General features: G+C 33.3%; 22 protein-coding genes and 1 tRNA gene. 3 read left to right on the top strand and 20 right to left on the bottom strand.

Features of this window, described 5'->3' with window-relative positions:
* Window positions 1-17: 17 nt before the first annotated feature.
* Genes B3C18_RS04760 through B3C18_RS04685 form a run of 16 tightly spaced genes read right to left on the bottom strand, consistent with a single transcriptional unit; the run spans window position 18 to window position 20,590 of the window.
* Window positions 18-845 carry a DUF6734 family protein gene (locus B3C18_RS04760; protein WP_291143219.1) on the bottom strand — a complete coding sequence of 276 codons (828 nt, stop codon included), beginning with the start codon at window positions 843-845 and terminating at the stop codon, window positions 18-20.
* Window positions 842-1,420, bottom strand: a complete 579-nt coding sequence (locus B3C18_RS04755; RefSeq protein ID WP_291143216.1) for a hypothetical protein — start codon at window positions 1,418-1,420, stop codon at window positions 842-844. The genes B3C18_RS04760 and B3C18_RS04755 overlap by 4 nt, the downstream gene beginning before the upstream one ends.
* 11 nt (window positions 1,421-1,431) lie before the next feature.
* Complete coding sequence (locus tag B3C18_RS04750; RefSeq protein WP_291143213.1) at window positions 1,432-3,201, bottom strand: contractile injection system tape measure protein; 1,770 nt, start codon at window positions 3,199-3,201, stop codon at window positions 1,432-1,434.
* Window positions 3,185-6,640: a hypothetical protein gene (locus B3C18_RS04745; RefSeq protein ID WP_291143211.1), complete on the bottom strand. Its 3,456-nt coding sequence runs from the start codon at window positions 6,638-6,640 to the stop codon at window positions 3,185-3,187. Before B3C18_RS04745 ends, B3C18_RS04750 begins: the two co-directional genes overlap by 17 nt.
* An 11-nt stretch (window positions 6,641-6,651) precedes the next feature.
* Window positions 6,652-9,354, bottom strand: a complete 2,703-nt coding sequence (locus tag B3C18_RS04740) for a hypothetical protein (protein ID WP_291143208.1) — start codon at window positions 9,352-9,354, stop codon at window positions 6,652-6,654.
* Complete coding sequence (locus B3C18_RS04735) at window positions 9,342-12,749, bottom strand: baseplate J/gp47 family protein (protein WP_291143205.1); 3,408 nt, start codon at window positions 12,747-12,749, stop codon at window positions 9,342-9,344. Before B3C18_RS04735 ends, B3C18_RS04740 begins: the two co-directional genes overlap by 13 nt.
* 13 nt (window positions 12,750-12,762) lie before the next feature.
* Entirely contained in the window at window positions 12,763-13,173 is a 411-nt protein-coding gene (locus tag B3C18_RS04730; protein ID WP_053470587.1) for a GPW/gp25 family protein, read from the bottom strand.
* 2 nt (window positions 13,174-13,175) lie between these two features.
* The gene (locus B3C18_RS04725; RefSeq protein ID WP_053470586.1) at window positions 13,176-13,466 is read right to left on the bottom strand and encodes a PAAR domain-containing protein; all 291 of its coding nucleotides are present in this window, start codon (window positions 13,464-13,466) and stop codon (window positions 13,176-13,178) included.
* 49 nt (window positions 13,467-13,515) lie between these two features.
* The gene (vgrG, locus tag B3C18_RS04720) at window positions 13,516-15,261 is read right to left on the bottom strand and encodes a type VI secretion system tip protein VgrG (RefSeq protein WP_291143197.1); all 1,746 of its coding nucleotides are present in this window, start codon (window positions 15,259-15,261) and stop codon (window positions 13,516-13,518) included.
* On the bottom strand, window positions 15,262-15,957 hold the full coding sequence (locus B3C18_RS04715; RefSeq protein WP_180860426.1) for a CIS tube protein: 696 nt from the start codon (window positions 15,955-15,957) through the stop codon (window positions 15,262-15,264).
* A gap of 1 nt (window position 15,958) precedes the next feature.
* Complete coding sequence (locus B3C18_RS04710; protein ID WP_291143191.1) at window positions 15,959-16,120, bottom strand: DUF5908 family protein; 162 nt, start codon at window positions 16,118-16,120, stop codon at window positions 15,959-15,961.
* Between the two features lie 7 nt (window positions 16,121-16,127).
* Complete coding sequence (locus tag B3C18_RS04705; protein WP_007806489.1) at window positions 16,128-16,574, bottom strand: phage tail protein; 447 nt, start codon at window positions 16,572-16,574, stop codon at window positions 16,128-16,130.
* A gap of 2 nt (window positions 16,575-16,576) precedes the next feature.
* The gene (locus B3C18_RS04700) at window positions 16,577-17,005 is read right to left on the bottom strand and encodes a phage tail protein (protein WP_007806487.1); all 429 of its coding nucleotides are present in this window, start codon (window positions 17,003-17,005) and stop codon (window positions 16,577-16,579) included.
* Window positions 17,006-17,033: 28 nt separating this feature from the next.
* Complete coding sequence (locus B3C18_RS04695) at window positions 17,034-19,133, bottom strand: phage tail sheath C-terminal domain-containing protein (protein ID WP_291143175.1); 2,100 nt, start codon at window positions 19,131-19,133, stop codon at window positions 17,034-17,036.
* Between the two features lie 21 nt (window positions 19,134-19,154).
* Window positions 19,155-19,991 carry a hypothetical protein gene (locus tag B3C18_RS04690; protein WP_291143172.1) on the bottom strand — a complete coding sequence of 279 codons (837 nt, stop codon included), beginning with the start codon at window positions 19,989-19,991 and terminating at the stop codon, window positions 19,155-19,157.
* A complete protein-coding gene (locus tag B3C18_RS04685) occupies window positions 19,988-20,590 on the bottom strand; it encodes a DUF4255 domain-containing protein (protein ID WP_291143170.1) in 603 nt (200 codons plus the stop codon). The genes B3C18_RS04690 and B3C18_RS04685 overlap by 4 nt, the downstream gene beginning before the upstream one ends.
* A 648-nt stretch (window positions 20,591-21,238) precedes the next feature.
* On the opposite strand from B3C18_RS04685, the gene B3C18_RS04680 reads away from it, so the two are divergent.
* Complete coding sequence (locus B3C18_RS04680) at window positions 21,239-22,324, top strand: DUF2235 domain-containing protein (RefSeq protein ID WP_291143167.1); 1,086 nt, start codon at window positions 21,239-21,241, stop codon at window positions 22,322-22,324.
* A 117-nt stretch (window positions 22,325-22,441) separates the two neighbouring features.
* On the opposite strand, the gene B3C18_RS04675 is transcribed toward B3C18_RS04680, so the two are convergent.
* The 4 genes from B3C18_RS04675 to B3C18_RS04660 form a co-directional block, all read right to left on the bottom strand.
* A tRNA-Glu gene (locus B3C18_RS04675) sits at window positions 22,442-22,513 on the bottom strand.
* Window positions 22,514-22,666: 153 nt separating this feature from the next.
* Window positions 22,667-23,200 carry a hypothetical protein gene (locus B3C18_RS04670; RefSeq protein WP_291143164.1) on the bottom strand — a complete coding sequence of 178 codons (534 nt, stop codon included), beginning with the start codon at window positions 23,198-23,200 and terminating at the stop codon, window positions 22,667-22,669.
* Between the two features lie 27 nt (window positions 23,201-23,227).
* Window positions 23,228-23,992, bottom strand: coding sequence for a ThuA domain-containing protein (locus B3C18_RS04665; protein ID WP_291143161.1), 765 nt, complete (start codon window positions 23,990-23,992; stop codon window positions 23,228-23,230).
* Window positions 23,993-24,101: 109 nt separating this feature from the next.
* Complete coding sequence (locus B3C18_RS04660; protein WP_291143158.1) at window positions 24,102-25,583, bottom strand: hypothetical protein; 1,482 nt, start codon at window positions 25,581-25,583, stop codon at window positions 24,102-24,104.
* Between the two features lie 156 nt (window positions 25,584-25,739).
* Between B3C18_RS04660 and yiaA the strand changes: the two genes are divergently transcribed.
* Both yiaA and B3C18_RS04650 read left to right on the top strand, forming a co-directional pair.
* On the top strand, window positions 25,740-26,213 hold the full coding sequence (gene yiaA / locus B3C18_RS04655) for an inner membrane protein YiaA (protein ID WP_291143155.1): 474 nt from the start codon (window positions 25,740-25,742) through the stop codon (window positions 26,211-26,213).
* A gap of 72 nt (window positions 26,214-26,285) precedes the next feature.
* Window positions 26,286-26,603, top strand: a complete 318-nt coding sequence (locus B3C18_RS04650) for a hypothetical protein (RefSeq protein ID WP_291143153.1) — start codon at window positions 26,286-26,288, stop codon at window positions 26,601-26,603.
* The last annotated feature ends 4 nt before the right edge of the window (window positions 26,604-26,607 follow it).

The following is a 26,607-nucleotide window of genomic DNA, read 5'->3' as shown; positions in this document are numbered from 1 at the left end:
CAGCTATTTATAGTTTTTTAAAAAATACCTTCTTTCTCTAATGCACTTTTTACTTCTTTATACCAATACGGAAACAGTTTAGAAAGCCTGTTTTCTATTTCCTGAACAATGTCATTCCTGTATTTTTTTTGACCTACAATGTGTGAATAACCCATTTTATCTGCCAGCTGGAAATTTTCGAACAAGGTTTTTTTCCACAGCAATAATGTTGGTTTAATATTATGATGAGCTAATAATGACGCAAGATTATATTGTTCTAAAACAATGCAGGGTTCTATTTTTGCTATTTTTGGATTATGATTTTTTATGAAAATTTCTTCTAAATCATAAAAAACTTTTAAAAACTGGTCCCGAAGTTCCAAGTCTCTAAAACCTAATACACCACAGTTAAATGCATATCCTAAATCTGGTTTCCAATGGTCTAAATTTTGGGTATATTTATTAAAAAAATCTACACGGTATTGGTACATGCCGTATAATTCGTAATCGTTTTGTTCAACAATTACCTTATCAAAATCAAAATTTATTTTTTTCTTTATGAAGACATCATTGTCAAGATGCACAAAAGGTTTGGTTTGTTTTTCCATCACATCAATTTTCGATTTCATCCAAATAACTTTGTCTTTATTGCTGTTAATTTTAGTAACTCTGCAGGGAAGCATATAAAGAAACTTATACGCTGTGTCATCAGCATAAAGTTCGATATCCTGATACCATAAATGGCTGTATAGTATACTTAATGCAGTCGAATAAATCGTTTCTTTAAATTTATTCCCTTGATTCCATCGATTATTACTAACAGGAAATGCATCTAAACTGTAAATTATTCTAGGCTCTTCCTTCATAAAATATTTTTTTTAATAGTATGAATTAAGTTTTTCTCTTCCAGAAAAGTTACATTGTTGTACAGAGAAGCTTTTCGGCTGTGTTTATATAATCGTCTCCATTCGTAATTTATTCCTGCTATTTTAGAGGTTTTTAGATGTATCTCATGGTTATGAAATTTTTTCATTTCATTAAATGAGGAGTGCCATACCATTTTGCCCAAAAGAGGTGATTGCGTAAGGCTTAATTTCGAAAAATCATTTGGGAAATTATCTACATTTATTTCCTTGTCATAAATTTTGAATTTATAAACCAGTGTTTCTCCGTTTTTGGTTCTGTAAAATTTAGAGGTGTATCTCTTTATGTCAATTTTATGCTTAATTGGGTTTAAATCTTCTTCGTTTTCATACATTATATCCAAATCATTTACGCGCATTTGATAGTACTGACGAAGGTTCAAATAATCTGCGATTCCTCCACAAAAGGCTATTTTCGACAAATCAAGATTATCGAATACAAATCCTAACGCTTTTTGCTGTTCAATAAAAATATTTTTTTTATCGTATTCTAAAAAAGAGGTATTCTCAATATTCATACTTTTAATTTTTACCAGTTAACATATATGATTCGTTTTTTCCAGGCCAATTTTATAATGCTCAAATTCCAGCTTAATTTGTCTAATAAAATATCTTGTGTTTTTCGTTCTATAATTATTACAGGACTGTCGTCTCCATTAATGTTCAGTTTTCCGGGGCGTTGCAAAAATTCGTTTTGCAGCAATTCTGCCGATGATGTTTTCATTATATCCCAATTGCTTAAAACCGCTTGCAGCATTGCTTCTACTTCTTTTTTCATTTCTTCAGAGAGTACAATGTTTCTTTCAATAGGTTGGGCTATTGGAATATTGCATAAGAATTTTTCGAAAGCCATAGCGTTTTCATAATCCTGTTCTTTTCCTGTGGCGATGTAATGCAAAAGGTGCGTGGCAACTTCGGGATTATTTATAGTATTGTCTTTATTGAGCAGTTTGCAATTGTCAAAAAGAGATTTCAAAAAGGGATGAATCATGACTAAACCTGCATTGTCAAGATATAATTCGCTAATATCTGTAGCTAATATTTCTTGTTCTTTTTCTTTTTTTTCAAAAGAAAGCTCTTTTTTATCAATTACTTCTTCGTGATTATCCGGAGTTTTTTCTTTTGAATTATTGGATAAGGCTTCGATATTTTTATCGTCGCTTTGAACATTTGCCTCTTTGTTTTTTGACAAAATCAAATCCGAATCAGGCGATGACTTTTCATTATTTTCCTGAATTTTTTCTGATTCTATTTTTGTTTCAGTTTCTATTTCTGTCTTCTTTTCTATCTCTTTTTCTATCTCTTTTTCTATCTCTTTCTCCGTTTTTATTGAAGCTTGGTTTTTGAGGAAAGTTTCTTTTCCTGTTTCTTTTTCTTTTAAAATAATATTGTCTAATTTTTTTTCGATAATCAAAACAACAGCATCAAGATTGGCCAGTAATTCCAGTTCGTTTTGGCTCTGTATCTGATTTTCAATTTCTTTTAGAAAAAGTGCTTTGTGTTCTAAAAAGTTGCTTTTTTTATGAAATTCAAATACACTGCAAATCAATCTGGAAAGCTTTTGTTTTACAATTGTATTTTTTGTTTCCAAAAGGCTTAAAACAACTATTTCCCACATTAAAAACCTTTGATTCGGGATCAATTTATTTTTTGCATTACGGGTTTCAATGTGTTTTTTTATTTCCTCAATCCTGATTATTTTGGAACTGTTATTAGCGCTGTTTTTTTTAAGCAATATTCCTTTTTTAATAATGGTTACAATTTGGCTGTCACTAAATTGTTTGATAAACCTTGTTCTTACAATAGGTTTTTGTACTGCATTTGTCCACTTAAAAGAAAAGGTTTCATCATTTAGGATTTCATCAAATGTGGTGTCATCTACTATTTTAAAATCAGGATTTAAAGTTGTCCACCAGACATTTGTGCCAGTTTCCAAGAAATGAAAAAAGCTTTCTATTTCTTTTTCTTGTGGTTTGATGAGTTTATAGCCTTCTATATTTGCATCTTTTTTTTCAAAAACTTCTTCAACTTGTTTTGTGATTTTGTTTAGGATTTGCCCTTTAAAATCTTCAAAATCCAAATTTTGATTGATGGAAATATCAAGGTTGAGTTTGTCTAATTGTATACTGTGTGAAGGATTTTTCGAATCTAATACATTAAAATAATTTTCTAAAAACGAGAATATTTCCTTTTGTAAAAACGCATCAATATTGTCCTTGAGATAATATCCCTTTTCTTTAGAATTGGTATTTATCTCAAGGAAAACTTTATTGATTATATGTTTATTTGAATTTACCATCAGATGTAATGTCTCCTATTTGTATATTTAAATTAGACAGTATAAAATCGACTTTTGGGAATACTTTTAGCATGCTTGCTAAAAAGTCTTTCAATGATCCGTCTTTATCTGCATTGAATTTTATTTCTACGAAACTTTTAAATAAATTATTAAAAAGTAATCCTGCCGGGAAAATTTGTTTTTCAGAAGCCTTAAGCGTTTCCGGATCCTGACATCTTAAAATAGTGTAATACAATGAAGTATTTAATTTTATAAGTGTTTGTACCGCAGCAATCTGATTTAAATTTTGAAGTCTAATGGCAGCAGCAACAACCGTAGATATAGAATTGAAATATTCCTGTGTGAACAATCCGGATATTTTAGCATTTGACTTACCGTTGATGTAACTCGGAAGATCTTTTTGAACATCAAGAAATCTGCTTTCAGTATCAGAAATGAAGTTAACCGTTTCCTTATTGAATTTATTTATATCGGAAGTTTCTCTTAAATTGGTAGTCGTTTCAATTGCCTCTTTCACAAATAAATCGGCATTGTCAAGACATATATTTACTTCAGGCACTTTTTTAAACTCAATTAATTTTGGACCATCGGTTACTGAGCCACATTTGCCTTCGGCAGTCAATGCAACGAAAATAGAAGGTGCATTAAATGAAGAAACTTGCTTTATTATTGGATCTTTTTTATCCGTACTTATTATTTCCTTATCAATTTGCCAAGTGTAAGTTGCGGCATTTACAGAGTTGTTGGTTAAGGTTAGATTTCCCAATGGATCGATAACAAAAGCAAAACTTGCAGTAGCCAGATCTAAAAGTGAAATTACAAGATTAGATGGTTTGCCGTCGATCAAAATCGTTACGCTTGTTACACCCGAAGGAACACCAGCCGGATTAAACTGAACTCCTCCTCTTGTTGTTACAATTCCTTCTCCAGAAATAACGGCTCCTTTTATATTTGGTTCAAGGGTAAGGATCACCGGTTTATCGTTTCTGCAAAAAGATATTTTGTTTACCAATTTTCCATCTACCAGTACTTTTGGGTCTTCGATTTCAAAACTCACAGGATGACTAACTTGAAATCCGCAGTTACCATTATCTGCATTAAGAGTAACATAAAATGTGAATTTTTTTTGCGATTCACTATTATACTTGTAGGTGTGTTTTATTTCTGTTTTATCATCTGCAACAAGAGTGGTTTTATCCCCAAAATCCCAGATATATTTATTGCCTTCAATATTTTCTCCGGTTACGGTAAAAGTAACTATGGTTTCGTTAACTCCTGAAGGTTTTAAAGGAACAGCAACAAAATCGAATTTTGGTTTTTCAAAAATTGTTATGGCACATTTAGTATCAAAATTATTAACTGTAAATGTTATGGTTTGGCCTATTAATTCTTTACTGACTAAATTTGGATCAAAAACAACTAATCCATATTCATTTACTGTTACCCCTCCATTTTGATCAGGTCGAACATTAGCTTTTACATAACCTCCAGTTGGGGATACTTTAAAAGGCAGAGGAGGTGTTTTGCTGTCAAAACAAATTTTATCTACAGGTAAAGTAAGTCCAATATTGTTTTCGTCACAACATAAATACGGCAGCGAAAAATCAGCAACAACCGGATTTAAAATTGGGATGCCTTCGGCAAATTTTTCAAAATCACCGGTTAAAGATAGTCTGCGGCTTTTATTATAATAAGGTATTTTTTCTTCCAGATATATCATTATAAATGTACCTCCGGGAGCTACGCCTGCTTTATGCTCATAACCATGATTTTTGTTGAGGTAATATTCAGTGAACTTCTGGATCGTTTTATCCAGTTCATTAGCATTTACTGCGAGGATCATTATATTAAATCCAAGTCCGTTTTCTAATCTAATTTGTTGAATATCTTTTAGTGCTTCTTTGTAATTGCGACCTTGATGTCCTTCAATTCTATAAAAATCACTATCAAGATGAATTTCGAGCGGTTTTTTAGTATTCAATAAATCATCATGATAACTAACATTGTTTTTTTGCAATCCTAAAATGGTTTTATCAAAATCCCAGGCATTAATAAGCGAATCGTTTACATTATTGTAAAACGGAATGGCTTTTTTGCCCAATTTACCCAATTGTAAAGAGGGTGTAATTTTTATGTCCTCATATAAAGGATTGTAGTTTTCTAATAATTGTGCACTTCGCAAAATAAGACTGTATATTCTTTGTTTTGCTGTGTCTTCGCCGTAGCATATATTTATTTCATCTGCTTTTTCCTCTTTTTCTTCTTTTTTCTTTTTTTCTGAATCTTTACTAGGAACCTCATCATCTGCAAGACAGTCAGGACAAGTGCTCAGACTTTCTCCTGTAAGCAAAGGCGATTTATAAAAAGCATGGCGGAATTCAAAACAAGGTTCTGTTTTTATTAATTCACCCAGCATTAAGTGTTTTGGAAAAGCATTAATATCTGGAGAACAATAACTATCATCTATAGTAAGCAGCAGTGCTTTGGTTTCGTTATAAGTATCTACAAGATCGTTAAGCAGATCATATAAGTATTGAAAATCCTGAGGAAGCACGGAGTTTCCTTCAAAATTAAATAGTTCGGCTATCTTTTTTTGAATAGCATCTGAAATTATTGGCATATTTAAGCCTTTCAGCAGCTTATTGTAGCCTTCCTGCAAATTCTTAACAACATCGTTTTTAAAAATTCCTTTGGTAAAAGTTTGTTTTATAGCATCAAGATGGACAAAATCTTCTTTTTTTAGTACAATTCTGTTTGATTTTAGGTCTGGTAAATTATAGTATAAATTAGAATAATTGATTTTGCCAATCATGCTGTCAAAATCCATTATTTTTGTGGCAACGTCTTGGCTGACAATTAAAACTTTATAATTGCCCACAATTTCTAATCCTTGATTGTCACACGAAAGACTTACGCAAAGGTCAGATTCTTTTTCATACGACTCTAGATATAAAAGAATTACGGCCTTTTCAAACTCAAATTTTGTATTCGCAGCAAATTCTGCTAAAGAAAAATAAGGGTCTTTTTCTTTTTTTTGCTGCTCTTCTGTCAAGAGCTCAAAAAGAGGCCATTGCTTGCTTGATCCATCATAAAAATATGGTTTATAAGCGGCTTTTGTATTATCATAAATTTTGCAGTGCGTATAGGTTTTGGAATCAAAATCAATTTTTTTGTTTCCTAATGCGTCTGCCTGATATAATTTAAAAAGATCACCATCAGTAGTCACACCAGTTCCCTGCGTTATCGAAATGGTTTTTTGATCCGCGTTATAAGTTGGATAAAATCCGCAAACTATACCAACGCCACTCAGGTAAATGCGGGATAAACGATCCTGATCGTCAAAAAAATCTACTACCTCATTAAGGTTTCCTTCTGTAAGTACCTGATTCTTTGTGAATCTTCGGTATTGTGTTGTTATTGTTGAAAGTTTTGCTGACATGGGAATAGTTTTTATAGTGATCCTAAATTCGTTTTTCCTAGTATAATTTTATCTGATAATCGCTCGTTTTCATCGCTGCAGTCAAACAGTCGCCCTGTTGGGTAAACATTGTCCAGAACAGTTAACGCTTTAATAAAACTTGTTAATTGGGGTTCTGGCTGTTCTTGATTCAAATCAGTTTTGGCGAACAAATAGTCTTTATATGTTTTTTCAAATTGAACAAGCTGGTTTTCTGCAGGGTCTTTCACATCCTTTTCCCTATATCCAATCCAGCATATTTTTGCCAGAACGTGCGCTGGTAATTCTTCCTTAATTATTTTTTCTATATAATTTCTAAAATCGGTATTGGCAAATCGCAATGTATATCCCGGCAGCACTACACTTACACGGTAGGAGTAGGGATCTATTGGTTCGCAATTATCGCACTCATCGGCGCAGATAGGCATGAACGTATCTGGATTTACGGTTGTTAGATTTACATCTGGACGAAGCATCATGTGTTCTATCAAAAACATTCCTTCTTCGGTAAAATCCTCTTTCATGAAGTGAATTAAGTCCAGAATCGATTTTTCTAAATCCTTCAAATCAGTATAGTATTCAAATCTGCGGGCAATAATGCGGTTTGGATTTTTCTTGTCTTTAATTGCGGGGTTTATAATGTCATAAGAATATTTTCCGGCATCTGATTTTTGAATTAAAATATTGTCAACAATAGATAAATCTGTTATTGTTCCGTTTTTAAAAGCCTCTTTTATTTTATATTCCCTAGTCTGGATAATTTGCAATACGGCAAAATAAAGTTCTTTATTTGCTGCAGAAGTATCGAAATATTCTGCTGTTGAAGAAAGTACAATTTCCTTATTAGTATCTACAATACGCCATCTATAAACAGATTGATTGTCGGTATCAATAAAATTGTACATTTCGACAAACGAATTCGAAAGGTTTCTGCGACTGTAATCTTTAATACCAATGAGTCTTGAAATCCTTTTTTCGGCTCCTGAAACATTATTGGTATCCCATAAATTGGCAATGGGCTGTTTGTAATAATCAAAAGCATTGCCGCGCTCTTTGCTTACGACTTTATAATCTTTCAAAAAGTTTTCTTTGTCACGCAATACGACTTGATCTGTAGTGTTTCCATAAATGGTTTTGTTCACAAAGACGTATTCCGAGAAATTTTCGGCAAAACGGGACAAAAGGTGGTCTAAAATTTTATTTCTTCGTTCGATATTATTGTCCTGCTGATCAAAAAGCAGTGCTGTGATAGTTTCATCATTGTAATTTTCATATCCGTTTACAATGTCATCAGCGCCTTCAATGTCTTTAACGACTTGCGTAAAAAGGGTTCGGGACAAATTACCGCTTACAGAAAGCAATTCGCTTACCTGGCCTAATTGTTTAAAATAACTTCCTAATATTTGATCAAAAAATAAAAGATATCCTTTTAATTGTTTTGCTTTAGATTTACGTTCAACAGATGATCTGGAAGGAAGCCCTACTTCACCAATACCATAGGTTTCAGGAAAATCATTTTGTATGGTGGTATAAAAATCGGTGTTAAGATATTCGCCATTTGGTATTTCTAATTCTTTATCCTGACTGGCGTTTGTTGTAGCTTTATCTTTTTCGGCTTTTATGGCGTCTAAATAAATTTTTACCTGAGCCTGATTGATATTGAGCGGCAATAATCCTTTGTTGTAATTGAAAACACTTTTGGCACAAACAACAGGTTTTTGGTAAGGTGAAAGACAGATAAGCCATTTGTTTTCCAAATCATCGCCTCCGCAATTTCCTAAAGAAATATCTTTAATTAAAAGTACATCGGGCACTGACATTATTATTCTCATAATGTCTGAGAGACGTACTTCGTTTCTCAAATCAGCTGTAAGCAATTCTTTAGTATCAATAAAACCATTTTCTAAACTTGGGCCGTCAAAAATTTCCAAAGTTGAATATCCTTTGTCAATCATTTGTTTTAGAGAATAAAAATTGACCGTTGTCGATAAGTAACTTTCCAGAGCGTCCATGACATTGGCATGAACCAGTTCTTCATCGGCTTCTGTATCTACTTCAATATCTGCACATATTTTAATAGGGTAGTCTACCACTTTTTTTATCTCAACAAGATCTTCACAAAGGTTTCTGTTTGCATGATACTGCTTTCTTATTTTTTCTTTAACAGCCTCTATTTCTGAAGGTTTTGAGCTTTCAAAATCTACATAAAGATCATATAAACCATTGAGCTCAAAAGACTTTCTTAAATTATCTGGCAGGTTTTCATAATCCTTAATATCATAAGAAAGTTTATCTTTTTTGCAGTCCACATAAACTGTTTTTTTATATTTTGCAAGCCAGCAGTTTCTAACTCCTTTTATGTCTATAAATAGTTTTCGATAATCATTTTGTGTGACTGGACTTGATGATAATACTTCTGAGGCTTTAAAAAACTGTTTTGGAATGCCTTTATTAATGTCATTAGATTCTAATATATTTTCTATTGGGAGATTGAGTCTCATCCCAAGATCAGAAATGGCGTAGCAAAGCATCTCCAGCATCGTAATTCCTGGATCATGCTCATTAAAATCAGTCCAAAATTTACTGCCAAAAGACTCTATATATTCGATTCCTTTTTTTCTCAAATAAAAGAAATCCAAATCGTCCTCAGTTGCTGATTTTTTAGGAATGGTGATATGTTGGTTTAGTATTGACATTTTTCAGGTTCTTCTGGGGGTGTTATTGTACAAGTTATTATGTTGGTACTGATAATGTGGTTTTTAACAGAGACTAAAATGTTTTTTGGGCTTGATGGAGACAGCGTAGTTAAAAAGTCTAAAAAGCGTACATTGTCCTTGTTGTTTTCTGTATCTTCTAATGGCTTAGGATGTTCCTTATCTGTTTTCTTATCGATATAGATCGCCATCTCAAGCGTAGATAAAAAATCTACGTAATGTAAATTTTCAATATATTCTATAACAATGCTTCGCTGCAGTTCAACCCCGAATATGATTTGCTTAGAGGTGTCAAATGCCCAAGGCGATAAAAATTTTATAAGGTCTTCATTGAGCTGTTTTTTATAAAAATTCTCATCGTACTGCGGGTAAAATTTTACATCCAGTTTTATGATAACTTTTTCATAATCAGGATTAATTACTTTTGCAGACACTAGCATTGAATTTTTAGAATTAATAAAACTTTCTATGCTGTTCAATGTGGCTGTGCTTACTCTTGGCTCGTAAATATCGAATACATTTTTGTCTATAATATCAGGGATTACTACCAACGTTACTTTTCCCGGGGATAAAAATGAGGTATTTGTGCCCGAAATAAAAGTATGGTTAAGGCATTTTACCCTAAAAACACTTGGAAATTCCTGTAAAATAAGATGCTCATAATCCCAAAGCGTTATAGCTCTGTTTTTGTGGCGCAAGCGTTCACTTACACGGAGATAATAGGATTCGTCTGATTCCAATGGTTTTCCATCAAATGAATTAAAGGGCTGTTCAATACTTTTAATTTGTGGAACTCTGGTAATTAATTTAGATATAGTTTTGGCAGGCAATGTGCTGTCTAAATGAGCTAAATTGTTGTTGTTGTCAAAAAATTGGGCGGTAACAACCTGAGTTTTTACATCGATAACTTTGCAAACGGCATCATAATCTTTGTGCATTTTTGCTTTTACCCAAATGGTATCGGCTGGAAACAAAGTATTGTCATTAGTTGCCTGTTTTGGAATGCTAAATTTTACGATACCCGATTTTAAAAAGTTATCGATACCATTTGCTAAAATTTCCTTATCCAGATTTTTCCAATAATTATCGCATAATATGTACCATTCTACTTTTTGTTTTCCTGTAAAAGTGGGAACGCTGATATTTTCGCTTCCTTCTAATATTTGAAATAATAATGAAATTTGCTGTTGTATTTCGGCATCCTGAAGCCCTACATAAAATTCACCTCCATCGCAATAATCCGGAACCAGACAATTTGTAGTTGGCGTTCCAGTCTCTAAAATTTCTTTATTGATGGCTTGTTGTTTCAAATAAGAATGCTCTTCACGCTGACCAAAAGGAGCTTCATGAAACAATATTATTCGGTTAGACTCGTAGTCAGAAGCTTTGAAATCAGTAGTTTCTTCAGCAGAATAATTCAGGCTTATGCTTTCTACAACTGGTGTGTAAGGCTCATTTGGAATAGGCGTTGCCGGGTCTGTCGCCACATTCATTATGGCCAGAGTATATATTTTTGGAAATAACGAATGTAAAAACGATTGATTTAATGTCAATCGTATAGGACCGCTTTTGCCAAGTTCATAGCTGCCTTTTACATTGATATTCGATTCAAATACTTGATCTTTATCAGTATCAACAAATAATAAGACAGCTGTATTTTGATTGTCCCAAACTTCTTTGTTTAAAACAGATAATGTTGCTTTAAAATAGTTCTCTATAACAATTGCACCGTCTGGGTTTATTTGAAGTGATTCGTTTGTTTCTGCAACAGCTTCTATTGAATCGTTAGTTTCTGCAGGAGCTTTTATTTTCAAATTGATTTTTTTGGCAATTCCATCTTCAGGCTGGTTGGCATTCATTATTTTTGGAACGCTGTCCTTGATGAAAATGCCATCAAGAAAAATCTGTTTACTTATGGTTTCAAGAAAACTTTTTTTGTAGGCTGCGTAATGAGTTTCAAATGATAATGGAGTGTTTTTCCACTTGATGTTAATATCTGCATCTGTCCATTTTTTAGAAAAGATTTCGGGATAGTTTATTATAAAGGAGCTGTTTTTTTCGGGTTGAGTTGTAAAAGGAAAAAAGGGTTTTGCAGCATTAAGCAGGCCGGTATCACTTTCTAATAAAAGAGATTTTACATCTTTAACCTCAACTTTTGAAGTAATGCTGGTGATTGTTTTTGTCACGAAAGTTCTAAAAAGAGTATGCCCTTTTACATCTTGTGTATTGATTAAAAATCGAATTACAGGAAGTTCTGTCGAGAAAAATTCGCCTAAAACTTTCTGGTCGTAATTCACAATTGCCGGATCATCTTTTGGTATCTGAAAAATCAATCTTAATGTGTTGCCGCCAATGCTGGAAGATTGAGTTCCACTTTTAAAAGCAACGTCTGTGCGAAGTTTAAAATTTCCAATCCATCCTTTTTTTCCACTATATAGAATGCTGATGTTTTTCAAAAGATCATCTACATTAAATGGATTAGGAAAAGTTAAATTTCCATCAAAAGTAATTGTGATGTCAATATTTCTATCGCCTTCTTTAAGATTAAATAATTCTGAAGCTATTGCAAAACCTAATTTGGCATCGTCTAATTTTGGGTATTTTTTTTCATGAGATGTATATCCAAAAGGAAACCAATATGGAGCGTCTTCTTTTAATGGTTCTCCTTTTCCGTCAAGAGAATTTGCAATTTCGCTGTATTTTATTTCGCCTAAATCAATGTCATTATATACACTTTTTAGGTACGCTATATTGGCTTTATTGGCAATAAATTCTTCTGTGGTTTTGTATATTAATTTTTTGCCATCGTGATCTTTTCCTGCATCAAGTTCTGTATTTACAGCGATTTTTTCTTCGGCAATTTTTTTTGCAAGCTCAAAAATGATACTCACCTTATCTGCTTTTGCAGGCAGTTTTTCGATTTGCAGTATGTCTTTATAAAAAAAGTCTAAATGCTTTTTTGTTATAAGATTAAGTTTGTTTTGGGATAATTCCAATAATTTCAGGAAACACACAAACAATGTCATGTGAGGAGTAAGGTCTTGATTGATATTGGAAGTAGATAATGTTTTGGTAATGCTTTCTTTTAAAACAGCATATTCTTTTTCTGTTCTTTTCGGAATACCATCCGGATGATCATTTTTTGAAAAGCCGAAATAGGTAAAAAATTCCTGCCAATCGCCTTCTGGAGTTTTATCGTTATTTGTGTCGAAAAAGTTGACTTGTTTTGCAAAGTTATAAGCAAATAGCAGCCAGTCTTCAATAGTAAAATCATGAAGCTTCAGGTTGCCCGGCTCTAGTGCGTCACTAAAGCGTTCTTCCTGATTAACTCCATTTCTTTTAAAAATAACATTGTCTATTTGGCTGTTGGTACTCATAGCTTATAAACTTTTAAATATTAGTGCCTTCTCCTTTGTAAAATGGATAAACTAGATTGCTTCTTGAGTTTGTACTTCTTATTCTATAATCGATTATGACTAATAATTCTCCTTCTAAATCATCACCTTGTGTAATGTCAATTTTGTCAACATCAATTCGTGGTTCGTAATATAAAATGGCCGTTTTTATTAGTTCTGAAACATAGGTTTTAAGTGTTCTGTCTAATGTTTCAAAAAGTAATTCGTCCATATTGCAGCCATATCTGGGCAGCATAATGCGTTCACCGATTTTGGTAGAAAGCAATATCTCCAGACTGCTTTTAATATCGGCCTCGTCAGATGTCATGACGACTGCTTTAGTGTTTTTTTTAAACTCTGGCGGAAAACTCCATCCAGTACCTAAAAAAGCTTCTTTACTTTCCATAATTAACCTATTAAAACGGTTGGACATCCTATTACAATTGTTCCGCCATGCGCAGTTGAATCTCCCATTCTTGCTGCTGGTTTTCCTCCAATAAGCACTGTGGCTGAACCCGCTATAATACTATCTGGAGGCCCTGTACAAGTGATCATATCTCCCAAACAGGCTGCCGGCTGACCGCCTATCAGTACTGTAGGTGCGCCTGGCGGCAATATTGGGCCGCCTACATGAGGAACAGTTGCTGTTACCATTGGGCAAACATGCATATCGTTAATTCTTGCGGCTGGTGCTCCCATAATTTATTTTTATTTAAGAGTTTGAACTGAAAGTAATGGAGAGGTGTTTTTAATTTATCTGAACAATGCTTCCTTTTACAATCGCTACTGCTGCCGACGACATTTCTGCGCCAGCACTGCCTTCGGCTTTAAATTGAGCAGTTGCTTTTAGATTTACATTGGTTCCTTCAATTTTTACATCGCCTGTTGCTTTTATTGAAATATCGCCCGCACTTTCCATTTTTATTCCTGCGCTGTCAATTGTAATCACGTTCGAATTTTCGTCTTCAATAACTATCGATCCTTTGTCTTCGTCGAGTGTTATTTTTTTTCCTGCGGGAGTTTCAATGGCTATTGATTTTTTATCATCATCAAAGAGCACTTTCATTTCGCTTCTTGTAAAAATCCCTTTTTGATGGTTATCGTCAGCTGCTTTTAGCGGAGCAGGTTTTGCACTGCTGTGGAGCATTCCTAATACAATGGCATCATTGGGATCTTCGTTGATGAAGCCAATAATTACTTCGTCTTCAATTTCGGGCCTAAAAAAAGTACCTCTGTTATCACCTGCATCTAAGGCAGCAACTCTGCACCAAATACCTTGTTCTTCGTTATTGATAATGGGTATTTTTACCAAAATTCTGTCTTCACTGTCGGGATCGTCCTGAAGCTGGGTTACAATACCAATATGAAGCCCTTTTATGGATGGAATTATTCCTGAAGCCGATGGTGTATTGATATCATAAGTTTCAGAAAACCATTCCGGATTTAATCCAAACTGCGCGTTTACAGTCCAATTGCCGTTTGCAATTTCATGGAAAACCCCTGTAATGTATGCTTTGCCATTAAAACGATCTCCTACGCCTTCAAGCGTAATAATCGTGTTAGGTTTTACTTCAGGAATGCCTTGAAATTTGACTCTTCCGCGAACTTTTGATAGTTGTTGAAATAATAATTTTGCATCGGCCCAATCCTGTAATTCAGTATCGGTAACATGACCGCCGTGACGTAATTCTAAATTTTCCAGTTTTACTATATCGGATAAATCCGAAGGAGATAAATTTCCGTTTAGGCTCACGCTGGGATCTTTGGCTTCAATTTCTAATAATTCCTGATTGGATGCATTCCAGCTGTAGGATGAAACTTTAGCAAACTGATTTCGAGCATCAATTTCGGCATCAAAATCGAGCATACTGGCACCAAAAGCAACTGTTTCAACTGCTTCAGACGCCAAATCTGGTTTTTTAATCGAAATTTTGCCGTTTTCAACAAAACATAATTTTCCATTGGCTTGTGCACGAGACACGATAAAATCCCAATCAGATGTATTGTACTGCACTAACTCTTTATGACTATAATTAGTGCTTTCCACATCTTTTTCTAATCCGTAAGTGCCTATAATGTCTTCAAAAGCATCACTGTCTTTTACGTCATAAAAATATTTGCTTTTTCTGCCAATGGTCATTTTTACCGCTTCGTCTTTGCATTCCACAATTAACAGAGATGAATTGTCTTTTATTTTTATGGAATGTTTCACCACTATTCCTTTGTAAATAGTTTCTTCGTCACTGTGATAGCCCGCTTTTATTTCTATTTTTTTTCCCGGAATGAGCAAATCTTCATTGCTCAATTTAAAATCTCGTGCGGCAGCATCTCCATCGGTCAAAATAATTTGCGCCATCGGTATTCTATTCACTTCATTATGAACTACAATGCTCATTACTTGGTAAATACCAGACAGCTCAGTTCCCTCAATGAGCAGTTTGTGCGTTACTAAATCTGCACTTTTACTGGTTTGTATGACGCCGCTATTGTTCATCTATTGTTGTTTTTGTAGAGGAGGGAAAAATATTTTTTGACCAATTTTTAATTTTCTAAAGTTGATAAGCTTGTTGGCTCTTGCTACTTCGAGATAATATTTTGAATCGCCATAGATTTTAAAAGACATTAAAGGAAGCGTATCGCCTGCTTTTACAATTCTGGTATGTGTTAAATCAGGAGATTGATTGTTTTGCTGTTTTGCTCTTAACTCATCCTCAACAACTCCTTTAAATTTTCCTTTTGCAATGGCTCTAATGGGTGTTCCATCTGGCCTGAAAAGTTTATACTCAATGGTCATTTCTGTGAGAGATCCTTTAAATAAAAGACTTCCCCAAGCAATTTTTAAATAGTTTGGTTTATGTTCAGTTCCATTATATTCTAAAATTACCTTTCTAAAATGCTCAATGTCTTCAATAACACCATTTTCGGTAGTTTCCTTGCCGGCAATAACACCTGTTCGGTCAAAAACAAAATCCAATTCTAATTCCTCCGGAGCAATTGCTGTAAATCTTGGCGCAGGACTGCTTGTTCCGGCAGCTTGCGTTGTATCTTGCTCTATCTTGTAATGAAAAGTATATTTTTCGGGATTCATCAGAGTAATGAACTCTTCAATATCCGAAATTGGATTGTTGAATTGAGGATCGCTATAAGCAATGATCTTCAGTTTTTTTAATTCACCATTAGTCGTTGTCATATTAGCGTTCTTTTTTTCGTTCAATGATTTTCATTACTTGCTCGACACACTCGGCCACATTATCTTTTTCTGCAGCAGATGATGCAGCAGGTGGTTTTGCACCCGAACTTGAATTTTCGCTCACGTTTATTTTAATGTGAAGCTCTTTGATTTCAATTGGCATGATAAAATTATTTTTTATGAAGCGTGAAATAATTATAAGCAAGCTCAAAGCTTTCAACAACAATTTTGCTTTCCAAAGCACTAAAATCTTCAACTGCCCATTTTACGGGATAGGCGTGTATAACTTTCCAGTGCATTAAAGGCTCGTGGTCCTGATTCAAGAGTTTTACAGTTAAATCTACGGGCTTAAACTCGAAATTTTCTAATGCTTTTCTGCACCATTCAATTACGTCAGAATCAATAAGTATCCCCCTTTTTAAAACCAAATTGGGATATTTGGTTTTAACGGGAAGTTTGTGTTTGAATCTGTTTTCTCCACCCTCAACAATTTCTTCCGTTTCAAGATCTACAGAAAGTCCTGATACGGATTGAAATTGATGGTCTTTTTCTTTTGTGCCCAGTTGATCAAATTCAACCAGAAAATGAAAACCTACGGGTGGATAATAGTTAGCCATGACTAGTCATTTTGAATAGATAAACCTTCATGAACCAATTCAATTGACTCGATAGCTACTTCGTTTCCGTCGGCTTTTAAATCAGTTGACTGAACTTTTGTTGGCCACGCATTTTTTACTTTCCAGGTAATCACTGGTTCGTGCTCCTCATTAAGTAATTTGATGGTAATATCCCTTCTTTCGATGGTGTTTAGTTTTACCGTATTCCACCAGGCATAATACTCATTGTCGCTTTTAAAAGTGCCTCTTTTCATGGTAATGTTAGAGTACTTCTGCATGCCCGGCATTTTAATTTTGCTGTATTCCGGACTTGCACCCTGACGGTACTCAATAACTTCAGTTTCTACATCTAATCCGGAAACTTCTGTAAACCCTATTTTTGTTCCTCCCCAGTCAACTGAGAAATGAAACTTTGGTAATGGATAACTCATGATCTATATTTTTTTAAAGATGATTTAATTAAGATTCCTGCATTTTGTGAGAGAAACGAAGAATGATGAACTCAGCCGGACGAACTACTGCCAGACCAATTTCGATAATCATTTTACCGTCTAAAATATCCATCGCTGACATGGTTTGTCCCAGTCCAATTCTAACATAAAAAGCTTGTTCTGGTTTCGCCCCGGCCAAAGCTCCGGCTCTCCATTGAAGAATTAAGAAATTCTCAATCATAGCTCTTACTCTTATCCAGGTATTAGCATCGTTAGGTTCAAAAACGAACTGTTCGGTTGCTTTTTTAATAGATTCTTCGGCCATATTGAAGAAGCGGCGAACTGGTACATAACGCCATTCACTATCGTTACCGGCTAAGGTTCTTGACCCCCAAACCAAGGTTCCTTTGCCGGTAAAAGTTCTGATAGCATTGATAGATTTACCTGCAACAGTATCAATATTTAAATTGTCCTGAATGGTATTTGTTATTTGTACGGTTGGTTTTATTACATAGTTCAGACTTACATTTGCAGGTGCTTTCCATACGCCTCTGTCTCTGTCAACTCTGGCATAAACTCCTGCAATAGCAGAGCTTGGAGGAAGTGTTATTGGCAGGTTGTAAATTTCAGTAAGGATTTTATTAAAAGTCACATTGTCGATAGATTCTAAAGTGCTTAATTTTCTTCCGTTTAATGCTCCATTGTTTACATCTTTTCCACTAACAGATTTAATAGCATTTACAAGTGCAAGCAGGGTTGCTTTAATACCAGAAAAATTATTTGTAACTATCGTAATTGCAGTTTGCGTATTCAAAGGAGTATAGCTTACAAGTTTTTTTAATTCTTTATCAAAGCTTACAGCATCAGTTGATACAATTTTAAGCAGCTTAGCCGTTGCGTTCTCGTCCTGTATTTTCTTTTTTAATGTTTTTAAGTTTTTGTATACAGAGTCAATTTTATTTGTGTCAGTAAAGTTCAAATTAAATGCAGCCAAAGTACTTGAGATGCTATTCGCAATAACCATATCCTCATCAGATATTGTGCTGATTGCAGCATTTGCTTCGTCGTTTAGAGAATTTCTCAAAAGAGATAAACTTTCTAAAGAAGTGAGCAGAACATTCAGTTTATTCAGGAAAGCTGTTTTTTTAGCAGGATTACTAACAAAGGTTCCGCCTAAATCAAAACCGGTTGCATCATTACTGTACATCTGTAAAAGCAGATCACTCATTTGACCGGAAATATTTCCGGGAACAGTAGTAACGTCAATCAATTTAGCTACAGTTGCATCAATCCCTGTAGTTGGATTTTCGATGGTTAACAGTCCTGCAGCGATTTGGTCATACGCTTTTGCTGTATAAGAGTAATGTTTTAATATAATTTTACTGGTGTCAAAAGCATAATCCAGTATGGTTTCCAGGTGAGGATAATAAACAGCTCCGTATTTAATAGTGTCTTTTTCAGAACTAATTTTAGCTCTTAAATCATCTATATTAGTATCTGTTGGGCTTGATCCATCATAATTTAAAGTATCAATTATGGTAAATCTGTCCTGAAGATTTTGACATTGCATTAATGCATTATTGTATAATCCGTAGAAATCAGTTATCGTTATGCCGCTTACTTTTGTAGCATCTGGAAATAGAATTAGTGTTGGTTCGTCTACCTTTTCTAATTCTGCTAATCCGGCATTCAGCGCAGTACTGTTATTGATTGCTGTAACGGGAGTGTCTGCTTCATCTAAATCATTTCCATAACGCCCTACCGAAATAATGTAGCAAGGACCACCGCCATTTGCAAAAAACAACTGCAATGAATAATACATCAAAAAAGGTTGTTTTGAAGTTGGTTGATCTACAACAATAGATCTTGTGTCTCCATTATCAGTTGAAACATCATTAATGGTAACACTAATTGTTGTTTCCGGTTTAGCAAAGCCAAAAAAGCGTTCGTATTCTAAAAGAGATGTTATTCTTGTTGGTTTCAATTTCAAATCTCCATTAATCTTGTTCGTGGCTTTTTCAGTATAGCCAATAAAAGCAGGAATCGCTGTCTCTACCTGGGCAACAGAAGGAGGAAACTTTACGATTTCCTCAACATATACTCCAGGCGTTTTGTAAGTTGTTGCCATAATTGATTTGTTTTTTAATTATTAAATAAATATTTCCGAATAGTAATCACTATTGATTTTTGTTATTGATTTTACAGATGGATTTGGGTATTGACTTTCTGCCGGTTGTGAAGGCGTAAAATCGGTAAGCGGATCAATTTCAACAAAACCAGAGCGCGTTAATGGTTTTGCAGCATTGGTTTTAATTTCTGTTCCTGCTTTACGGTTGATATATTTCCAAAGTGTTTTTCGATTATCAAAATGAATTTTAAAATTTGGACTTATCATTTTTCCCAAATTATTTATAATGTTTCCTGAACTGTTGTCGCCCTTAGCGGTTAGTGAAATAAGTCCAAAGACATTTTGTTGTTCTGACGGCTGCAATGTTGAAAGTAAATTGGCAGTGGTTTCTTCAGATACTAAATACGCATTTGAAATAAGTTTGTTGTCATTTATTTTTGGAAGATATTCAAATGAAACGGGTTCAGTTAATGGTTTGACATTACTGAAAAGATATGCCTGAGTAAGAGCAAAATCAAGATTAGTATAATTTTCAAATTGATAATCATTAATTTTAATTAAAAACTTTAGGTTTAAATCAACTGGGACTTTTATAAATGGATCCAGTTCATCTTTCACTTTAATGTATACTCCGAAACCTGTTTTGCTTTTTTTGAATATCATTTTGTAGTTTTTAAGTACAATATTGGTTTCTAAAGTTGGCATTATTGTCGCAAACGCATCTGTATTAAATTGCTGCAGCATTTTTTCTTTATCAGCATTTGCCATACTTGCAAAAGTTTCTTCTCCATTATTCAAAAAATAATTATGACGAAGCGTTACTTCAAATAGCAATTGATATGTAGCAGCAAAACTCATGATTGTTCTTTTCTTTTGGTTGTTCCTGTAAATTCACCAATAACTTGTCCTTCTGCTTGTACAATATTGCGTTCAATTTGTATCATGCTCACTTTATATAAAGCGGATGGAAGCTGCTTGCCGCCTAACGTTCCCCAGATATAATTTAACTCTTCAAAAGTGGGAGTGTAGAGTTCAACCGTAAATCTAAAGTTGTCTACATTGCTCATGGCACTAGTGCTTCTGTTAAAGATGGTATTGGCTTGGGTAAAAAGTCTTTTCCCTTGAAAAAATTCAATTATTTTCGAAATATCCTTAAGTGAGTTGATATATTTATCTCTATTCGCACTAAAAAGTATATACAGATTTAAATTGACGATACTGTTTCTATAAATTGTTTTAGTATTTTCAATAGTATGGTTTGGGAAGTTTTTTAAAGTAGCTTCTTCGGCTAAGTTGATTACTGTAAGTGCCACGGCATTTTTTAATGCATCGGTGATATCATCATTTTGAGATTCTAGAAAAGCAATATTTTCTGGAACAACAGATTTCTCTAACCCAATTTCGTCGAGATAGTTGTTTACTTGTTCTGAAATTATTTGTATTACTTCAAAAATCATCTTTTGATAAAATTTATTATAAATACTAAATGAAATTTTACTGAAAAGGAATAAGATTCAGGGCGCAGATTGTAAATAGAATGGGGCTTCTTACTGTGCTTTAAACTTGTAATGAAAACAAGGCTGATATATTTGACTAAATTAGATAAATGTAAGTGTACCAAAAAAGGGGAATTTTCCCCTTTTTTTATTTATTTAATATATTGGTTATTAGTTGGTTGTGGTAAAATTGACCCTTTGTTTTATTTCTCAGCAAGAGCAAGGGTTTGAAGGAAAAAACTTTAAAAAATTACTGGATAAAAAGATTAAAAAGGATCATTTTTTAGACTTGAAGTTGAAACGACAAATAATACATTTTGACATTTTTTAAAAAGTTGACTTATCAAATGAAGTAGTTTTGATATAAAAGTAATTTTGAATGAAACAAGAAAATCAGGTATAACTACTTGATTTTTATCTTTTTGTAGTTTTTATATTTGATGTGATCTATTTGGAAAAATTGTAATCTTAGTTTTCTAAATAAAATTTAAGATTCTCTTTGTTATAAAGAAAAAGGATTGCCTACAATACTATTTGTATGCTATGAAATAATAAATCAATAGTCATAAAGAACTGCTTGCGTGTGTTTTAATTTAAAAACGAAATTCAATGCCAAAAAATATAGTAATCTGTTGCGATGGAACTGACAATAAGTTAACCATCAATGAAAATACAAATGTACTCCATTTATACAGCTGCCTTACAAAAGATAAAAATCAGGTTACCTATTATCACCCTGGTGTAGGAACAATTGCTCCAAGCGGAACTAGAAATTGGTTGTTTAGAAAATGGAATGTCATAAAAGATATGGTATCAGCTTCGAGCCTTGAAGAAAATGTAAAAGACGCGTACCTTTTTTTAATGGATAATTATGAGGAGGGTGATAAAATCTATCTATTCGGATTTAGCAGGGGCGCCTATACAGTAAGAATGTTAAGTGGACTTATTGAAATGTTTGGTCTGCTGGAAAAAGGGAACTATGGACATTTAAGATATGCGCTTGAAATTTATGTAAAAGGCGATAAATTGTTTGAGATGGCTAACGCTTTTCGATCCAGGTTCTCTAGGAAAGTAGATATTCATTTCATCGGGATATGGGATACTGTTGTAGCAGCAGGAGGATTAATAAGTTATTATAAAAACTTTCCATATTCCAGAAGCTTAGGTATTGCCAAAACTGTAAGACATGCGATTTCAATAGATGAAAGAAGAAAACATTACTATTATTATGAAGTTTCGGAATTGCATAAGGACTGCAAGGAGGTTCTTTTTGCAGGAGTACATTCTGATGTAGGAGGTTCTTATCCTATTGAAGGCTTATCTAAATTAGCATTGGAATGGATGCTTGGAGAAGCTACTAATCATGACTTAATAGTTTCAAAAAAGAAAGTTGGTCGTTATGTTTATGGTATAAACTCTAACTACCAAAAACCCGATCACATGGCAGCAATACACAACTCTCTCACATTAGGATTTAAGATATTTGATTTTATTCCTAGAGCACGATTTGATAAAAATAGTTGGTTTCACCAAATCAAATCTGATTTTAGGTTATGGCCGCAAAGAAAATTTAGAGAAGGTACATTTATTCATCAAAGTGTAATGGACAAAATTACGAACACTAACTATAAACCTACTAATCTGGATTTATCAAATAATAAATTTAAGGTTGAAATAAATCAAAAAATAAAGTAGTAATTACGTTTTTGTAGAAACTAGATTTTATAGGTTATTCTTATCAATTCTTGATCTCAATGAAGAAACATAAACAAAAAAAGCTCCAGATTTCTCCGAAGCTTTTATTTTGATAAGTAGTCCGTGGGGGAATCGAACCCCCCTTACCAGGATGAAAACCTGGCGTCCTAACCGATAGACGAACGGACCTGTTTTTCTAATGCGGGTGCAAAAATGTGATTAATTTTTGAAATGAACAAAGGATTTCAAAAAAACTTTTTTAGTTATTTTGAAGGTATTAAAGGCCAGTAATTTAGAGATTATAAAAGTTTGAAAAATCTCTGACTTTTTTGTTTTTGATAACTATTTTGGTTGTTTGCTTGGTTCTTTCTTTTTCATAGTTTCCAAAATGAGAAATACTTTTTTTAAGTCTGCGGCAGAATTTGCACTGGCAAAAGCGTGAATATATTGGTTCCAGCCTTCATTGCTTCCGCTTTCAACAATTGACTGAATAGAATATTTGCCTTTGCAGTTATATACGGTCCAGTCTGTATTTTTGTTTAGAATTTTATGCTTTATTTTTTCTGTTTTACAGCTATCACTAGCTGATTCAAACTGACTTGGATGATTGCCAAAATAGAAACCGCCTGAAAAAGCTGCTGTAGCTGTCGTGTCTGTAGGATAGAAATAATAAACAGAAAAGTCAGGCCCTCTGTTTTCTTTAATGGTATATTTTTTTGGAATAGAAATATAGTAATTGGTATCTCCAATTTGCTTTTCAGTTAATTGCTTTAAATAAGGGTTTTCGGGAATATGTTTTGTTTTTTTATCAGAACAGCCTAAAATGGTTAAAATTAAAAAGACAGAGAGAAATGGAATTTTAAGATTGATATTCATACTTATTTAAATAAAGGTTAATGAATTTTATTTGCCCATAGCATAAGTGATTCCTCCAAGCAAATGCTGTGTAAAAAGAGGATCGCTGTAACTTTCAGGGCTGTGTCCTAAAGCAGTGTAAAACGCTCTGCCGCCATCATATTTGTGATACCAGGCCAAAGGATGATTATCACCATGTTTACCGCCTTTATATGATGTTTCATCAATTTTTATAAGCACACTTACGTCTGGATTTAAATATTTGAAATTGTACCATTCATCTTTTCGTTCCCAAATTGCCGGAAGATGTTTTGTAGATGGATGTTCATGATTGACAACTATTAATTTAGCATTCTGCGGTTCCGGATGCCCTTCAAAAATTCCGCCGATCATTTGTGTGTACCAAGACCAGTCTGGTTCGCAGTTTGTAGCCGAATGAATGCCTACAAAACCATTTCCTTTTTCAATAAATTTCTGCAAAGCTAATTTTTGATTTTCACCCAAAACTTTGCCTGAGGCGCTTAAAAATATAACGGCTTGGTATTGCTTTAAGTTCTTTGAATTAATTGCCAGAGAATCTTCAGTAGCATCTACCATAAAATGATTTTCCTGTCCCAGTTTTTTTATCGCTGCGATTCCGGCAGGAATGCTTTCATGTCTGAAGCCGTTAGTTTTAGAAAAAATCAGCACTTTTTTGATTTTACCAGAAACGGATTGTTCTGTGTTTTTTAAGTGAAAAGAAACTAGAAAATAGCTTGTCAGTATAATGAAGCTAAATAAAAATGATTTTTTTATTGAAAACAGGTGGCTCATTTTGGAAAATTTTATTTTGGGAAGATAGAAAAAAATATTCTTGCTGGTTGTATTTCGTATGTTGAAGGCTTTTGATTTTTTTCAGATTGTCAGTTCGCTGTCTAAAAGCTTATGTAGAGGGAAAGTAAATTGTCAGGAGATTTAAAGTTGTTTCATAGATCGATTTTTGTCTCACTTTTGCCAATAACCAAGATAAAAAACTCATGATTACAATGTCTTTAGGTCCGTTTTGTGCCGTAATTATAAAATCTTCTATTGCTTTTTGAAATTTTTTGGTTTGTATAATTTCAGGTTTCATTACATATTGCTCTACAAACAAAAGATATTGAACAACACGTTCTTCATTTACCGTTAAAAGGTATTTTTTATAACGTCGTTTAAAACTTTTTATTCGGGATAAAGCCAGTTCAATGTTTTCTTGCTGTGCGTGCAGAAGGATTTCGACAAGACACTTTTTTATTGTCCAGTCCATCCCCATTTTCTTTTCGTACCAACTATCAGTATGGTTTAATTTTGCCATTTCTTTTACGGCATTACGCCCAGCATTTTGCTGTATATAAAAAACGATAAGCATAAGCCGAATGTCGTTACTGTCGTTAGGATCTGTTTTTTTGTTTGAAGAAAGAGACTTTTCAGCAATTTCTATTGCTTTTTGAGCATTGCCAAGATAATTTTCATTGAAGGCTAATAATAAAAAATACCTAAGACAGAAACGGTGATAATATTTATCGGATTGTTTCTGAAGTTCTGTAAACATCAAATTAAGATAATTCAAAGACTCAGTAAACTGACCATTACGAAAATAGAAGTTAGCTATAAAATATAAAATGTATATATGATAGTATAAATGTCTATCGGTCAGATCCGTTTTTTTGCTGATAAATCTATAGCTTTTAACAACAAAAGGCTGTATAAGCGAGTAATTGTTGTTTATAGAAGCATATTCATTGGCAATAAATAATATTTGATATAAAGATTTAAAAGTTAATCCTTGTTTTAATGATATTCCATGTGTTTCAATAGTATTTTTTATAAGTGCCTGAAAATCTACTATTCGGCCTTCGTGATAAATAGCTGCAAGTTCCCGACGCAAAACAGCGTAACCTAAATTAAGCTGTTCCTCATATTCGAGCTGTTTTTTATTTGCTTTAGACTTCGCTATTATTTTTTCGATTGGTTCTGACAGATTAAAATGGGCAAATTGTATCTGAGTCAGATAGATTTCATTGAGAAGACTAAAGTGTTCAATGCTTAGAGCAATATGTTCGGCTTTTGCAAGACATTTAAAAGCTGTTTTTATAAGTTTATGTTCAAAAAATAAACGACTTACAACAATAAAACGAAGTATTGTATTTTCTTCTGAACTATCATTTTCAAAACTCCGATTAGCCATAAAATTAATCATGTTATCATAAAGTCTTTTTCTAAGAGCATGATAGGCATCGGTGCTTTTTTTGTTTTCTAAAGTATTATTTTTAAATTTTATATCATCAGTTTTTAAAGAATTAAATAATTCTATATTAACTGTGTCTTTGCGCTTATTCTTTTTTGATAGATACTGTATAAATGCCTTTTTTTCGACATCATTCATCATATTTGATATTTCCTGCAGTGCATTCATAAGTATATTTTTATCAGGATAAAAATAGTAAAATGTATTTTTATATCATCAGTTTTATAAATAAATTAGTTTTTAGAACTCCTTTTTCATGCTGACATTTGCCTCATAATTATAAAACATAAAATTATGGAACCGCTAAAATCAAATGAATCAAACAACAATTCAGAATCAAAAAATGCAAGATCAAATTATGGAAACAACCCTTTAAAACCGAGTGCCGCTTTCGTTGGCGCATCATGGATGACGTTAATTATAGGTATGACCTCATATTGTATTGGTCTTTATAATTCGGCTATGGCTTACAATGAAAAAGGATATTATTTTACCATTCTTCTTTTTGGTCTTTTCTCTGTAATATCCGTACAAAAAAGTGTGCGAGACAGGCTGGAAGGAATCCCCGTAACCGATTTATATTACAGTATAAGCTGGTTTAGTACCATTGCTTCGATAGTATTATTAATAATTGGACTTTGGAATGCCAGTTTATTACTCAGTGAAAAGGGATTTTTCGGAATGTCGTTTGTATTAGGACTATTTTCAGCCCTTGCTGTACAAAAAAACACCAGAGATCTTAAGCAATTTGAATCGACTACTATATAGCTTTTAGCGGGCCTCATTACTGTCACACAATTGTGCAGTTTTGAGGTTTTCTAACTTTAAAAATCTATGTATATGAAATCTAAATACAAAACGTCTATTTATATTCTTGGTGTATTGTTGCTAATAATTAGCATCTTAAATAAAATTTGCTGGATATATATGTGCACGAAATACACTGAATTTGAAGAAACCAAAGCTGCTTATCTTAATTTATTTCCTGAGTTTATCGCTAATGCTTTTTTCTTAACCATTATTGATATAATTATATTAGGAATAGCAGTAATTATCTTTTCAGAATTTAAAAAGGCAGGTTATTTAAAAAAGATGTCAAAGATTTTGATGATAATCTCTTCAATTCTTTGTGGATGGAGTATCTTTTCTTTGATGTAATAGA

The sequence above is a fragment of the Flavobacterium sp. UBA7680 genome (assembly GCF_002482975.1).
Classification (GTDB): domain Bacteria; phylum Bacteroidota; class Bacteroidia; order Flavobacteriales; family Flavobacteriaceae; genus Flavobacterium.
Note: the sequence above shows the minus strand (reverse complement) of the source record. Positions and strands in the feature narration are given on the sequence as shown.